Genomic DNA, 13,372 nt, shown 5'->3' on the forward strand with positions numbered 1-13,372 from the left:
CCTGCGCCCCGACGAAACCGTTTGCGTAGAAATAAAATGATTGCCGGGGTTTATCAATTAATGTGACTCATCTCGCGAATAAGTTGCCAACTGACGCATTCTTAAGCAAAATGCCGCTCATTCTAAGACAACCTTTTACTTTTTCTGGTCATAATCTGCTGAGGAACCCAAAGCTGCAGAAGATTAACTATCTGAAAAAACTAAAGATTAATTATCTGCTCATCGGCATTGTGACCCTCCTGCTGGCGGCCGCCCTGTGGCCGTCTCTCCCGTGGATGGGTAAACCAGAAAACCGCGTGGCGGGGATCATTGCGCGCGGAGAATTGCGCATCAGCACCATTAATTCGCCGATGACCTTCGCGACCCTCAATGATAAATCCTACGGTTTTGATTATGAGCTGGCGCAGCAGTTTGCCGACTACCTCGGCGTCGAGCTCAAAGTCACCGTCAGGCAGAATATCAGCCAGCTCTTCGACGATCTCGATGAAGGCAAAGCCGACATGCTGGCTGCCGGTCTGGTCTACAACTCCGAACGGGTGAAAAACTATCAGGTCGGGCCGACCTACTATTCCGTTTCGCAACAGCTGGTGTATCGCAAAGGCAACCTGCGCCCGCGCACCCTGGCAAATCTTACCGCGGCGCAGCTGGCGATCGCTCCCGGGCACGTGGCGATTAACGATCTCCAGGGGCTGAAAGAGCAAAAATATCCCGACCTCGACTGGCGCGTGGACGATAAACGCGGGACGACGGCGCTAATGCAGGCGGTCATCGATGGCAAGCTCGACTATACCGTGGCGGATTCGGTCGCCGTCAGCCTGTTCCAGCGCGTTCACCCGGAGCTGGCCGTCGCCCTCGATATCAGCGACGAGCAGCCGGTCACCTGGTTTAGCGAAAAAGGCGAAGATAATTCCCTGTCGGCGGCAATGCTCGATTTCTTCAATAATATTAATGAAGACGGCACCCTGGCGAGGCTGGAGGAGAAATACCTCGGCCACGGCAACGATTTTGATTACGTTGATACCCGCACCTTCCTGCGCGCCGTGGAAAGCGTTCTCCCGGACCTGCAGCCAATGTTTGAAAAATATGCCCGGCAGATAGACTGGCGGCTGCTGGCGGCCATCTCGTGGCAGGAATCGCACTGGGATCCGCAGGCCACCTCCCCTACTGGCGTGCGCGGAATAATGATGCTGACCCGCAATACGGCCCAAAGCCTGGGGTTGACGGATCGCACCGACGCCGAACAAAGCATCGACGGCGGTATGCGTTATTTGCAGGATATGATGAATAAAGTGCCGGAGTCGGTGCCGCAGGACGAGCGCATCTGGTTTGCGCTGGCGGCTTACAATATGGGCTACGCGCACATGCTTGACGCGATGGCGCTGACGAAAAAGCAGAAAGGCGACCCGAATAGCTGGGCCGATGTAAAACAGCGTCTGCCGCTGTTAAGCCAGAAAAACTACTATAGCCGCCTGAAGTACGGCTTTGCGCGCGGGCACGAAGCCTACGCCTACGTTGAAAACATCCGCAAATATCATATTAGCCTTGTGGGCTATCTCTCTGAAAAAGAGAGAAAAGACGCGCAGATGGCGGCCCTGGGCGAACACTACCCAGCGGTCATGCCGGATGAGTTGGATAAACCGGAACAGTACGCCTCGTCCTTTTTCAACTTTCGCGCCGAAACGCTGGTTGATAACGCAAAATTAAAAATTCCCGGCGCCGGGCATTAATCCTGCGCCTGCTGGCCAGCTCGCTTCAGCGCTTTTTTCTCTTCGCGCCGCCAGCGAAAGAAATCGCTCAGCATGCCGGAACAGGCCTCCGTCATAATTCCTTCCGTTATTTCTACCCGATGATTCATGCCCGGATGATGCAGCACATCCATCAGCGACCCGGCGGCGCCGGTTTTCGCATCCCTGGCGCCAAATACCAGCCGGGAAATACGGCTGTGCACCATCGCTCCGGCGCACATCACGCAGGGCTCAAGGGTAACGTACAGCGTTGCGTCAATCAGGCGATAGTTTTGCAGCACCAGTCCGCCCTGACGCAGGGCCATAATCTCGGCGTGCGCGGTCGGATCGTGGCGGCCGATTGGCCGGTTCCAGCCCTCGCCGATGACCTGATGATTATGCACCAGCACGGCGCCGACCGGCACTTCGCCCTCTTCCCAGGCGCGTTTGGCCAGCGTCAGGGCGTGACGCATCCAGTATTCATCATTTAATTCATGGTCAGACAAAGCGAGCACTCCTGCAGAAAAGCGGGGCGCATTATACATGGGCGCTATGTATTGCACACTATTCTAACTGCTGAAGATCGCCCTGCGGCGTCACCCGCCAGCGATGCTGGCAAAAATTGAGCAGCGGGTTGTCCTGCTCGCTGTCGCTGTAGCCGCTATACAATCGCAGCGGAGCGCCTATTTTCTGTTCCAGCTGCGCCACCTTTTCGTTGCCGAGGCAGCGAAGGGTTAAGCCCCAGCCGCCGCAGCGCCGCTCCATCCGGCTGGCAATCAGATTGACCCGCGGTAGCCAGGCGGTATCAAAATAGACTTGCTCAACCAGCGACTGCGGCGAACCGGTAATCAGCCAGACGTCGGCGTCCGTGCTGGACAGATAATGGCTAAGCCGCGCCTGAACAATCGGGAATGCCGTAACGTGCTGGCGAAACCAGCGAACAAAACTCGCCTCCAGCCGTTTAAGGTGACGCTCGCTGCGTCCGAAGGTTGAAGCCCACAGCAGCAGGCTCATCGGCCAGCGCGCGGCGCGACCGTACAACATCAGCCCGGCGGCAATAACAGGCAATAAAGGAAGCACCAGCAGCGCATTCAGCGGCTGATGGCGCAGGACAAAGCGCAAAAAGCTGCCGAACATATCCTGCTGATGCAAGGTTCCATCCAGATCAAAAAAAACCACTCTCCGCGTGCTGCTATTCAAAACCTACTCCCATGTACGATCGCCCGATAACCAGTAGCTTAACAGCCTTACGTCGCGAATAGCGAAAACATACGCTGTCGTTGAATCCGGATTAAGAAAACGCGCTTGCAGAGAAATCTTAGGATAGAATTTTTAATTCGCGATAATCCTCTTATAATCGAATACAAAATTCTTTCAGCCGAGGGTGAAGCTGTCCTCCGGAGCCGCTATGAACTGTTTGACCCGTATTCGCCAGCGCTACCCTACGTTGGCCGCAAGCGATAAAAAACTGGCCGATTTCATTCTGGCTCAACCGGATCAAACCCGCCACCTCAGCTCACAGCAGCTGGCGGGCGAAGCCGGCGTCAGTCAGTCAAGCGTAGTGAAATTTGCGCAGAAGATGGGATTCAAAGGCTTCCCGGCGTTAAAGCTGGCGCTGAGCGAAGCCCTGGCAAGCGCCCCTACGCCGCAGTCCGTACCGGTACATAATCAGATTCGCGGCGACGATCCTCTTCGGCTGGTTGGCGAAAAGCTGATTAAGGATAACATCGCGGCTATGCACGCCTCGCTGGACGTCAACACCGAAGAGAAGCTGCTGGAAGCCGTCACGCTGCTGCGCCACGCCCGACGGGTGATCATTACCGGTATCGGCGCATCGGGCCTGGTGGCGAGAAACTTTAGCTGGAAGCTGATGAAAATCGGTATTAACGCCGTCTCTGAACAGGATATGCACGCGCTGCTGGCAACGGTACAGGCGATGTCCCCGGACGATCTGCTGCTGGCCATTTCCTACTCCGGTGAACGACGCGAGATCAATATGGCGGCGGGTGAAGCGTTACGGGTAGGAAGCCAGATCCTGGCGATCACCGGTTTTAACCCCAACGCGCTTCAGCAGCAGGCTACGTTGTGCCTGTACACCATTGCGGAGGAGCAGGCCACGCGCAGCGCCGCGATCTCCTCCACCAGCGCGCAGATGATGCTGACCGATCTCCTGTTTATGGGGTTGGTGCAGCAGGATCTTGAGCACGCTCCGGAGCGGATTCGCCACAGCGAAGCGCTGGTGAAAAAGCTGGTGTAACCCCGAGTGCCCTGCCCACTGGCAGAAGCTCTCTCTTATTGGCTCAAGCCGGGCAAAATTTCTCCGCTACGGATGGTCGCCCCGCGGTTGAAAAGAGCTGGTCCGGGCAGAAAATAGGCGTATAATGCCCGCCCTGTTTGTGTTGTTTCTGAGAATTTCCTGATGGCGCTGTTAATCACCAAAAAATGTATCAACTGCGATATGTGCGAGCCTGAGTGCCCGAATGAGGCGATATCCATGGGTGATAGCATTTATGAAATTAACAGCGACCGCTGCACCGAATGCGTTGGCCACTATGATACGCCGACCTGCCAGAAGGTGTGTCCGATCCCAAATACCATCCTGAAAGATCCAGCCCATAACGAAAATGAAGAGCAGCTGTGGGATAAGTTTGTCCTGCTGCACCACGCGGACAAACTGTGATATTGCCGGATGGCGTTATCCGGCCAGTCTAGCTTTCGATAATCACCGTAGCGCAGGCATAGTGACGTTCGTCGGCCAGCGTCACGTGAATGCTGCTGACGCCCAGTCGCTCAGCCAGACTCTTCGCTTCGCCCCACAACCGTAGCTTTGGCTTACCCAGCTCGTCGTTGTAAACCTCAAACTGGTTAAATGCCAGGCCATTGCGGATGCCGGTGCCAAGCGCCTTGGCCGCCGCTTCTTTAACGGCGAAACGCTTAGCCAGAAAACGGACCGGCTGCTGATGCTGTTGCCATATCGCCCACTCGTGATCGCTCAGTACGCGACGGGCCAGACGGTCACCGCTGCGGGCAATCACCGCTTCAATACGGGCGATTTCAACGATATCAGTACCCAGTCCGAGAATAGCCATCAGGCGCGAGCTTCCAGCATCAGGCGCTTCATTTCCGCAACCGCCTCTTTAAGGCCGCTCATCACCGCACGGCCAATAATCGCGTGGCCGATGTTCAGCTCGTGCATTTCCGGCAGCGCCGCAATGGCTTTTACATTATGGTAGGTCAGGCCGTGACCGGCATTGACCTTCAGCCCCAGGCTGGCGGCATAGGTCGCCGCTTTGGCAATACGCTCCAGCTCTTTTGCCTGCTCGGCGTCGGTTTGCGCATCGGCGTAGCAGCCGGTGTGAATTTCGATATAGGGTGCGCCCACGTCCGCTGCCGCCTTAATTTGCGCGTTGTCCGCATCAATAAACAGCGAAACCAGGATGCCGGCGTCGGCAAGACGCTTACAGGCATCGCGCATTTTATCGAGTTGGCCCGCCACGTCCAGCCCGCCTTCGGTGGTCACTTCCTGGCGCTTTTCCGGCACCAGACAGCAGAAATGAGGTTGAGTCTCACAAGCGATATTCAGCATCTCTTCCGTCACCGCCATCTCAAGGTTCATGCGGGTATCCAGCGTCTGGCGCAAAATACGGACATCGCGGTCGGTAATATGGCGACGATCTTCGCGAAGGTGGACGGTAATACCGTCGGCGCCGGCCTGTTCGGCGATAAATGCCGCCTGTACCGGATCAGGATAAGCGGTACCGCGGGCGTTGCGTAATGTCGCAATGTGGTCAATGTTGACCCCTAACAGTAATTCAGCCATGACAATCCTCGTTAATCGTTATTTGTTTTATCGGCTCGCGCTGCCCGCGCGGGCAAAAACTGACGAAAAAGCTCGCGACTTTTTAGCGGCTTCCCGCCCAGATAGGGCTTCAGGGCGATACGTGTGAAACGTTTTGCCGCGCGCAGCGCATCGCTGTCCGGAAATTCACGGCTCGCCAACGCCTTAAGATGGTGCCCGGTAAAGGTGCTGTTATCAATAACCACGCTGGCGATAAAGCCTTTTTCTTCACGGTAGCGATAGGTCATCGCATCGTCAACCGCTTCTCCGCTGCCGGCGCAATGCAGGAAATCCACGCCATACCCCAGGTGCCCAAGCAGCGCCAGTTCAAAACGCCGTAGCGCCGGTTCCGGCGAGCCGCTTGCGCCAGCCAGAGACTGGATACAGTGTAGATAATCGAAAAAGAGTTCGGAGAAGCGCGTTTCATGCTCAAGCACGCGAGAGAGCAGTTCGTTGACGTAAAGGCCGCTGTAGAGCGTGATACCGCTGAGAGGGAGGGCCAGCGAGACGGCTTCCGCGCTGCGCAGCGTTTTGACTTCGCCGCGCCCGCCAAAGCGAAGCAGCAAGGGAGTAAAGGGCTGAAGCGCGCCTTTGAGGTTGGAACGTTTGGAACGTGCGCCTTTAGCCACAAGGCGCACGCGGCCGGATTCTTCCGTGAAGACGTCCAGCATCAGGCTGGTTTCGCTCCAGGGACGACTATGCAGTACGAAAGCGCGTTGCCAGCCTTCCATCATACTCGTCGTCTTTCAAGCCGCAGGTGCGCTGGCTGCGCCCACTCCCCCCAGTCACTTACTGAAGTAAGCTCCCGGGTACTCGCGGTCTTGCCGCGTGACTCAGCCTCCGGCCTCGCTCCTTCGGAGCCAGCGCAAGCGCTGTTCAAAACACTTTGTGTTTTGGCCTGCACCTCGAAAGCCATAGAGTATCCAAACTTAGAGATCGTCGCCGTAACCGAGACTGCGCAGCGCGCGTTCGTCATCAGCCCAGCCGGATTTCACTTTCACCCACAGTTCGAGGTGAACCGGCGCTTCAAACATATCCTGCATGTCTTTACGCGCTTCGATACCGATAGTTTTGATTTTGGCCCCTTTATTGCCAATCACCATCTTCTTCTGGCCTTCACGCTCAACCAGGATCAGACCGTTGATATCGTAACCGCCGCGTTCATTGGTCACAAAACGTTCGATTTCAACGGTGACGGAATAAGGCAGTTCTGCGCCGAGGAAACGCATCAGCTTTTCGCGAATGATCTCGGAAGCCATAAAGCGCTGAGAACGGTCGGTAATGTAATCTTCCGGGAAGTGATGAATCGCTTCCGGCAGATGCTTACGCACAATTCCGGCGATAGTATCAACGTTCAGCCCGGTTTCCGCAGAAATCGGCACAATATCGAGAAAGTTCATCTGGCTGCCGAGGAACTGCAGATGCGGCAGTAGATCCCCTTTTTCCTGTACGTTATCGACTTTGTTGACCGCCAGAATCACCGGCGCTTTGCCGTCGCGCAGCTTGTTGAGCACCATCTCGTCGTCCGGCGTCCAGCGGGTACCTTCAACGACGAAAATAACCAGCTCAACGTCGCCAATGGAGCTGCTTGCCGCTTTGTTCATCAGGCGGTTTATCGCGCGTTTTTCTTCCATATGCAGACCCGGGGTATCGACGTAGATCGCCTGGTACGGGCCTTCAGTATGAATACCGACGATGCGGTGACGCGTCGTCTGTGCTTTTCGGGAAGTAATAGAGATCTTCTGCCCGAGCAACTTGTTCAGCAATGTGGATTTGCCCACGTTTGGACGACCAACGATGGCAATAAATCCGCAGTAGTTTTTTTCTTCGCTCATTCCAGCTCCAGCTTTTTCAGCGCCTGTTCGGCGGCAGCCTGCTCCGCCTTGCGACGGCTAGAACCCGTGCCAACCACCGGTTCACTCAGGCCGCTAACCTGGCAGTGGATAGTAAATTCCTGATCGTGCGCTTCACCGCGAACCTGTACCACCAGGTACGACGGCAGCGGCAGATGACGCCCCTGCAGATATTCCTGCAAGCGGGTCTTCGGATCCTTTTGCTTGTCACCAGGGCTGATTTCATCCAGACGACTCTGGTACCAGGAGAGAATAAGACGCTCAACGTTCTGAATATCGCTGTCGAGGAAAATCCCGCCGATTAGAGCTTCAACGGTGTCCGCCAGTATCGATTCACGGCGAAAGCCCCCGCTTTTCAATTCACCCGGCCCAAGACGCAGACATTCGCCTAATTCGAACTCACGGGCAATTTCTGCCAGCGTGTTGCCTCGCACCAGCGTCGCGCGCATGCGACTCATATCACCTTCGTCTACCCGAGGGAAACGATGATAGAGCGCGTTTGCGATCACAAAGCTCAATATTGAGTCACCTAAAAATTCCAGGCGCTCATTATGTTTGCTGCTGGCACTGCGATGAGTTAATGCCTGTTGCAACAGCTCCTGATGATGAAAAGTGTAGCCCAGCTTCCGTTGAAGCCGATTAATTACGATGGGGTTCATGCGTTACCAATAGATGAATGCGTCAAAAATGCAGCACACGAAACCGACCTGAGTAAAAACCAACGCGGTTTCGTGTGCTGTGTCAATCTTACGAGAGACAACCTAAAACTTCGGGGGGATATTCTATACGCAACGACAAGGGATGTCGTTAGTTTGAATAGATTTAAATCTTAAATATTTCACGCTGCCGTTATTGCGGCGGCAGCGTGAATAAGGCAGGAAAATTACTGGATACCGCCGATACGCGATAAACGTACACCGGTAGGCCATTCGCCTTCCTGTTTTTCGAAACTCATCCAGATTGCGGTCGCTTTACCCACCAGATTCGCCTCCGGCACAAAGCCCCAATAACGGCTGTCGGCGCTGTTATCGCGGTTGTCACCCATCATGAAATACTGGCCCGGCGGAACAATCCAGGTCGCCAGCGGCAAGCCGGACTGGTGGTAATACATCCCCACCTGATCCTGAGCAATCGGTACGGTCAGAATACGGTGCGTCACTTCGCCCAGCGTTTCTTTACGTTCGGTCAGGCGGATACCATCGGCTTTGGTTTCGCCTTTCGGCAGTTGCCAGAAACCACTGGTCGCTTCCCCGCCGTTGCTACGGGAGAAGGTCTGAACGAAATCGCTCGGCTCAACGTTGGAGTAAGTGACCGGCAGCGCGTTGCCGCAGGCCTGGCCAGAACTACAGCCCGGCTGGATAGTGACCTGTTTAGCAATGGGATCGTAGGTCACTTTATCGCCCGGCAAACCGACCGCGCGCTTGATATAATCCAGGCGCGGATCTTGCGGATATTTAAAGACCACAATATCGCCGCGTTTCGGATGCCCGGTTTCGATCAGCGTTTTCTGGTAAATCGGATCTTTAATGCCGTAGGCAAACTTCTCAACCAGAATAAAATCGCCGATCAGCAGCGTCGGCATCATCGACCCGGATGGGATCTGGAAGGGCTCATAAATAAATGAGCGAACCACCAGCACAATCGCCAGAACCGGGAATACCGAAGCGCCGGTTTCCAGCCAGCCCGGTTTCGGGCCAACTTTTTTCAGCGTTTTCTTGTCTAACTGGTCGCCGGTCGCCGCCTGGGCAGCAGCCTGACTTTCGCGACGTTTTGGCGCAAAGATAAACTTATCCAGGCACCACAACAGACCCGTCACCAAAGTCGCGATGACCAGGATCAGGGCAAACATGTTCGCCATGCCAACTCCTTAGGTTATTTGCCGTCTTTACCAACGTGCAGAATGGCGAGGAACGCTTCCTGCGGGAGCTCAACGTTGCCGACCTGCTTCATGCGTTTCTTACCTTCTTTCTGCTTCTGCAGCAGCTTTTTCTTACGGCTGACGTCGCCGCCATAGCATTTCGCGAGGACGTTTTTACGCAGCTGCTTCACGGTAGAACGGGCAATAATGTGGTTACCGATGGCAGCCTGGATAGCGATATCGAACTGCTGACGCGGGATCAGCTCTTTCATCTTCTCTACCAGTTCGCGGCCGCGGTACGGCGCATTGTCGTTGTGCGTGATCAGCGCCAGCGCATCCACGCGCTCGCCGTTAATCAACACATCTACACGCACCATGTTGGAAGCCTGGAAGCGCTTGAAGTTGTAATCCAGCGACGCATAGCCGCGGGAGGTGGACTTCAGACGGTCGAAGAAGTCGAGCACCACCTCCGCCATCGGAATTTCATAGGTCAGCGCCACCTGATTGCCGTGGTAGACCATGTTGGTCTGCACTCCGCGTTTTTCGATACACAGGGTGATGACGTTGCCCAAAAACTCCTGCGGCAGCAGCATGTGACACTCAGCGATCGGCTCGCGCAGCTCCTGGATATTGTTCAGCGGCGGCAGCTTCGACGGGCTATCGACGTAGATAACCTCTTTCGAGGTGGTTTCGACTTCATAGACTACCGTCGGCGCCGTGGTGATCAGATCCAGGTCATATTCACGCTCCAGACGCTCCTGGATGATCTCCATATGCAGAAGACCGAGGAAGCCGCAGCGGAAACCGAAGCCCAGCGCGGTAGAACTCTCCGGTTCGTAGAATAGTGAAGCATCGTTGAGGCTCAGTTTGCCCAGCGCGTCGCGGAAGTTCTCATAATCATCTGAGCTTACCGGGAACAGGCCGGCATACACCTGCGGTTTCACCTTTTTGAAGCCAGGTAGCGCTTTCTCTGCCGGGTTGCGCGCAAGCGTCAGCGTATCGCCGACCGGCGCGCCGAGGATGTCTTTAATGGCGCAAACCAGCCAGCCTACCTCGCCGCATTTCAGCTCGGTACGGTCAACCTGTTTCGGCGTGAAAATCCCCAGACGGTCGGCGTTATACACCTGCCCGGTGCTCATCACCTTAATTTTATCGCCTTTGCGCATGGTGCCATTTTTGATACGCACCAGAGAAACGACGCCGAGGTAGTTATCAAACCAGGAGTCGATGATCAGCGCCTGCAGCGGCGCCTCCGGATCGCCTTCCGGAGGCGGAATATCGCGCACCAGGCGTTCCAGCACATCTGGGACGCCAACGCCGGTCTTCGCTGAACAGCGTACCGCATCGGTGGCATCAATACCGACAATGTCTTCAATCTCTTCCGCCACGCGTTCCGGATCGGCCGCGGGCAGGTCAATTTTGTTCAGGACCGGAACCACTTCCAGGTCCATTTCCATCGCCGTATAGCAGTTAGCTAGCGTCTGGGCTTCTACACCCTGGCCAGCATCAACCACCAGCAGAGCGCCTTCACAGGCGGCAAGCGAACGAGAAACTTCATAAGAGAAGTCGACGTGGCCGGGGGTGTCGATAAAGTTCAGCTGATAGGTTTCGCCATCGGCCGCTTTGTAATCCAGGGTGACGCTCTGCGCCTTGATAGTGATACCGCGCTCACGTTCAAGATCCATGGAGTCCAGAACCTGGGCTGCCATTTCACGATCGGAAAGGCCACCGCAAATCTGGATAATACGGTCAGACAACGTCGACTTACCGTGGTCGATGTGAGCGATGATTGAAAAGTTACGTATATTCTTCATATTTAGAGTTAATTATGCCTTACGCGAATCATGAGGCCGCTGTTCTGTGCCTGACGTTTTTTAATCCGAAAACGCCGCATTCTACACTACATCCACGAAACCAGGAAATGCTCTTACCGCTAGCATAACCGGAGTAAATGATGAGTTCTTGCGGGAGTTGTAAATAAAGATAAGGGCCAGTGAAATCACTGACCCAGTTGGGAGGAAGGCGTCTCGATGCGGACTAAATCTGGCGGCAAGCCGACGCTGATAATAACCGGCTGCCACGACTGCCGGGAGGCTAGACCCGGCGAAAGACCGCGTGCGACCAGAAACCCGCCCACGCCGCCCAGAATTGCCCCGCATAGCGAGGCAAAGTCGTTGGCAAACAGCACCTGGAATATCGATGCCATCACGAACAATCCGACTAACGGCGCCATATATACCAGTACTGCCGACCCAAGCAGACTACTCTCAGCAATGCCCAGTTCCACTTTTTGCCCGACCGACAGCGGCTGCTCGCAGGGAACGCTAATGGTATGGCTGGTTTGCGGCCCAAGCTTATTCAGCACCCGGCTTCCGCAGCCTGCGCGGGAAGCACAGCTGCTGCAGGAGGCTTTCACATCGCAATGAACCAGCGCAACGCCATTATCCCAGGAAACAACCGTCGCCCACTCTTTAATCATTGGACTGCCCTGAATTTAATACTGTCGGAAATACGCTTCGCCGTTTGCGGCGGTAGCTCGCCAACAATGGTTATCTCTGCATTATCACGCACGGTAGTCGCCACGGTACGACGCCCGGTACGCAGCAGCTGATCGCTGCTATTCGCGGTGGCGCGATTAATATTGATAGAGAAACTAAACAGCCCATCGGAATACAAACGGGACTCAACCGGACCATCGAAGGTGGGTAGACGACGCTGGCTGCTGGACACTTCGGCAACCCCCTGCGGCAGCCATGTTGGCGCCCAGTTGAAGTTGGCCTTATTGCCCCCCTCCGGCACCGACAGCTGCGGAGGCAGATTCGCTTTAGACAGGGTTTCCATGCTGGCGCTCACGTTATCCCCCACGTTGAACGAGACGACCCGGAACTGCTCAAGCGTTTCGCCGTCGCGGTCAAGCAGATCAACGCGCAGAGGCAGCTTAGTTTCAGCGTCTAACCATGCGATATAGCTATAGCGGGTGCCATCGCGAGCCACGACGCGCACGACATCGCATAAACGATCGGCAATACGCGTCCGCCCTACGGAAATGAAGTCGTAATAGGACGACAGACGTTTAAAGTCGGAATAGACCAACGATGGCAGCGAATCAACGATATAGTCGCCGTTCAGGGTAAAAGGATCGAGCCCGGGTTCAAAGTAGCTGATTTCCGTTCCGCGCAGCACTACTTCGCGACGAGGTCCGTCAAGCTGCAGGAGCTGAGCCAGGGTGCGATTATCCAGTTTAGCGTGTCGATACCGCAGCGACTCAACGCCCTGCTTGTTGATGCTGACGAAAGAGAGTTCGTAATTGAGGGACTGGCTGGCCAGGTTCATCTGCTGCAACAACGCCCCGGACGATGTATCAGCCGAGGCGTTGACGGAGAAGAACAGGCTGCCTGCCATGAGCGACATGGCACACCAAAGTTGCTTCATTACTGCGATTGCGTTCCTAAAGTTTGATAGCCCGGTACCTGAACGGCGGCTTGCTGAGTCTGGGCCTGACCAAACTGGAGCTGTTCCGCATGCAGGCGACGCTGCAATTCATAGTCCTGCAGCATAGCATTAATTCTGCGGCGCTGTTCCTGCACCTGAGCCTGCTGACCGCTACCCGCTGAAGCCTCAGCCGGTACGCCCAGGCTAACCGGGCTGGCCTTGCCCATCATCGGCATAGTGTTAAACACCGGCGCCTCCGGCTGCTGAGATGAATCAGAATGGCCATTATACTGCTGGACGCCGACAATCACAGCGAGGGATACGCACGCGGCAACGCCCATCTGGGTGAGCGAGCTGGCCCATGGGCGTACTTTTTGCCAGAAAGGCATCTGTCGCCACTGGTGCGGCGCGGGCTGAGATTCAGGAATAAGAGGAACCGTCTGACGAACGGGCTCGTTTTCAATGGCGGCCATGACGCGAGCTGAGATATCAAAATGGAGCACCTCACTCGTATCGCCTCGCAGCGTATCGCGGATGAGATGGTAGCTCTCCCAGGTTTTTTGCATTTCAGATGAACGCTCCAGCTCGTTGAGCAGTTCGTTATCCAGCGTTTCACCATCCATTAAGGCCGAAAGTTTTTCTTTCTGCATGCCTGATACCCTTTTCC

General features: G+C 55.5%; 15 protein-coding genes. 3 read left to right on the forward strand and 12 right to left on the reverse strand.

From position 1 onward, the window contains the following. Window positions 1-110 precede the first annotated feature (110 nt). Window positions 111-1,727, forward strand: a complete 1,617-nt coding sequence (mltF, locus tag KCG39_RS11740) for a membrane-bound lytic murein transglycosylase MltF (protein ID WP_004123664.1) — start codon at window positions 111-113, stop codon at window positions 1,725-1,727. Here the strand turns inward: mltF and tadA are convergent. Both tadA and yfhb read right to left on the reverse strand, forming a co-directional pair. Next, window positions 1,724-2,230, reverse strand: coding sequence for a tRNA adenosine(34) deaminase TadA (gene tadA, locus KCG39_RS11745; RefSeq protein ID WP_208431108.1), 507 nt, complete (start codon window positions 2,228-2,230; stop codon window positions 1,724-1,726). The genes mltF and tadA overlap by 4 nt on opposite strands. A 58-nt stretch (window positions 2,231-2,288) precedes the next feature. Next, the gene (yfhb, locus tag KCG39_RS11750) at window positions 2,289-2,924 is read right to left on the reverse strand and encodes a phosphatidylglycerophosphatase C (RefSeq protein WP_049112997.1); all 636 of its coding nucleotides are present in this window, start codon (window positions 2,922-2,924) and stop codon (window positions 2,289-2,291) included. A 208-nt stretch (window positions 2,925-3,132) separates the two neighbouring features. Between yfhb and KCG39_RS11755 the strand changes: the two genes are divergently transcribed. Together KCG39_RS11755 and KCG39_RS11760 are read left to right on the forward strand one after the other, a co-directional pair. Further along, window positions 3,133-3,981, forward strand: a complete 849-nt coding sequence (locus KCG39_RS11755; RefSeq protein WP_004123673.1) for a MurR/RpiR family transcriptional regulator — start codon at window positions 3,133-3,135, stop codon at window positions 3,979-3,981. A 162-nt stretch (window positions 3,982-4,143) separates the two neighbouring features. After that, entirely contained in the window at window positions 4,144-4,404 is a 261-nt protein-coding gene (locus KCG39_RS11760) for a YfhL family 4Fe-4S dicluster ferredoxin (RefSeq protein WP_004114478.1), read from the forward strand. Window positions 4,405-4,432: 28 nt separating this feature from the next. On the opposite strand, the gene acpS is transcribed toward KCG39_RS11760, so the two are convergent. The 10 genes from acpS to rseA form a co-directional block, all read right to left on the reverse strand. Further along, window positions 4,433-4,813: a holo-ACP synthase gene (acpS, locus tag KCG39_RS11765; RefSeq protein WP_004123676.1), complete on the reverse strand. Its 381-nt coding sequence runs from the start codon at window positions 4,811-4,813 to the stop codon at window positions 4,433-4,435. Beyond that, window positions 4,813-5,544, reverse strand: a complete 732-nt coding sequence (gene pdxJ / locus KCG39_RS11770; RefSeq protein WP_004123677.1) for a pyridoxine 5'-phosphate synthase — start codon at window positions 5,542-5,544, stop codon at window positions 4,813-4,815. Before pdxJ ends, acpS begins: the two co-directional genes overlap by 1 nt. A gap of 11 nt (window positions 5,545-5,555) precedes the next feature. After that, window positions 5,556-6,293, reverse strand: a complete 738-nt coding sequence (recO, locus tag KCG39_RS11775) for a DNA repair protein RecO (protein WP_004134893.1) — start codon at window positions 6,291-6,293, stop codon at window positions 5,556-5,558. Between the two features lie 198 nt (window positions 6,294-6,491). Then, complete coding sequence (gene era / locus KCG39_RS11780; RefSeq protein ID WP_004123681.1) at window positions 6,492-7,397, reverse strand: GTPase Era; 906 nt, start codon at window positions 7,395-7,397, stop codon at window positions 6,492-6,494. After that, a complete protein-coding gene (gene rnc, locus KCG39_RS11785; protein ID WP_004104573.1) occupies window positions 7,394-8,074 on the reverse strand; it encodes a ribonuclease III in 681 nt (226 codons plus the stop codon). Before rnc ends, era begins: the two co-directional genes overlap by 4 nt. 224 nt (window positions 8,075-8,298) lie before the next feature. Then, window positions 8,299-9,273, reverse strand: coding sequence for a signal peptidase I (gene lepB, locus KCG39_RS11790; RefSeq protein WP_004123684.1), 975 nt, complete (start codon window positions 9,271-9,273; stop codon window positions 8,299-8,301). A gap of 14 nt (window positions 9,274-9,287) precedes the next feature. After that, window positions 9,288-11,087 (reverse strand): translation elongation factor 4, encoded by a 1,800-nt coding sequence (gene lepA / locus KCG39_RS11795; RefSeq protein WP_142445882.1) that lies wholly within the window; start codon window positions 11,085-11,087, stop codon window positions 9,288-9,290. A 185-nt stretch (window positions 11,088-11,272) separates the two neighbouring features. Continuing rightward, window positions 11,273-11,752 carry a SoxR-reducing system protein RseC gene (rseC, locus tag KCG39_RS11800; RefSeq protein WP_004123689.1) on the reverse strand — a complete coding sequence of 160 codons (480 nt, stop codon included), beginning with the start codon at window positions 11,750-11,752 and terminating at the stop codon, window positions 11,273-11,275. Continuing rightward, a complete protein-coding gene (gene rseB, locus KCG39_RS11805) occupies window positions 11,749-12,705 on the reverse strand; it encodes a sigma-E factor regulatory protein RseB (protein ID WP_004123691.1) in 957 nt (318 codons plus the stop codon). Before rseB ends, rseC begins: the two co-directional genes overlap by 4 nt. Then, on the reverse strand, window positions 12,705-13,355 hold the full coding sequence (gene rseA, locus KCG39_RS11810) for an anti-sigma-E factor RseA (protein WP_004123700.1): 651 nt from the start codon (window positions 13,353-13,355) through the stop codon (window positions 12,705-12,707). The genes rseB and rseA overlap by 1 nt, the downstream gene beginning before the upstream one ends. Between the last annotated feature and the right edge of the window lie 17 nt (window positions 13,356-13,372).

The organism is Klebsiella pasteurii (genome assembly GCF_018139045.1).
Classification (GTDB): domain Bacteria; phylum Pseudomonadota; class Gammaproteobacteria; order Enterobacterales; family Enterobacteriaceae; genus Klebsiella; species Klebsiella grimontii.

Bases quoted from the DNA above. Each gene is read 5' to 3' on its own strand.
- KCG39_RS11755 (WP_004123673.1), top strand. From the start codon at position 3,133: ATGAACTGTTTGACCCGTATTCGCCAGCGCTACCCTACGTTGGCCGCA.
- lepA (WP_142445882.1), bottom strand. From the start codon at position 11,087: ATGAAGAATATACGTAACTTTTCAATCATCGCTCACATCGACCACGGT.
- recO (WP_004134893.1), bottom strand. From the start codon at position 6,293: ATGGAAGGCTGGCAACGCGCTTTCGTACTGCATAGTCGTCCCTGGAGC.
- lepB (WP_004123684.1), bottom strand. From the start codon at position 9,273: ATGGCGAACATGTTTGCCCTGATCCTGGTCATCGCGACTTTGGTGACG.
- rnc (WP_004104573.1), bottom strand. From the start codon at position 8,074: ATGAACCCCATCGTAATTAATCGGCTTCAACGGAAGCTGGGCTACACT.
- pdxJ (WP_004123677.1), bottom strand. From the start codon at position 5,544: ATGGCTGAATTACTGTTAGGGGTCAACATTGACCACATTGCGACATTA.
- mltF (WP_004123664.1), top strand. From the start codon at position 111: ATGCCGCTCATTCTAAGACAACCTTTTACTTTTTCTGGTCATAATCTG.
- rseA (WP_004123700.1), bottom strand. From the start codon at position 13,355: ATGCAGAAAGAAAAACTTTCGGCCTTAATGGATGGTGAAACGCTGGAT.
- era (WP_004123681.1), bottom strand. From the start codon at position 7,397: ATGAGCGAAGAAAAAAACTACTGCGGATTTATTGCCATCGTTGGTCGT.
- rseC (WP_004123689.1), bottom strand. From the start codon at position 11,752: ATGATTAAAGAGTGGGCGACGGTTGTTTCCTGGGATAATGGCGTTGCG.
- KCG39_RS11760 (WP_004114478.1), top strand. From the start codon at position 4,144: ATGGCGCTGTTAATCACCAAAAAATGTATCAACTGCGATATGTGCGAG.
- acpS (WP_004123676.1), bottom strand. From the start codon at position 4,813: ATGGCTATTCTCGGACTGGGTACTGATATCGTTGAAATCGCCCGTATT.
- rseB (WP_004123691.1), bottom strand. From the start codon at position 12,705: ATGAAGCAACTTTGGTGTGCCATGTCGCTCATGGCAGGCAGCCTGTTC.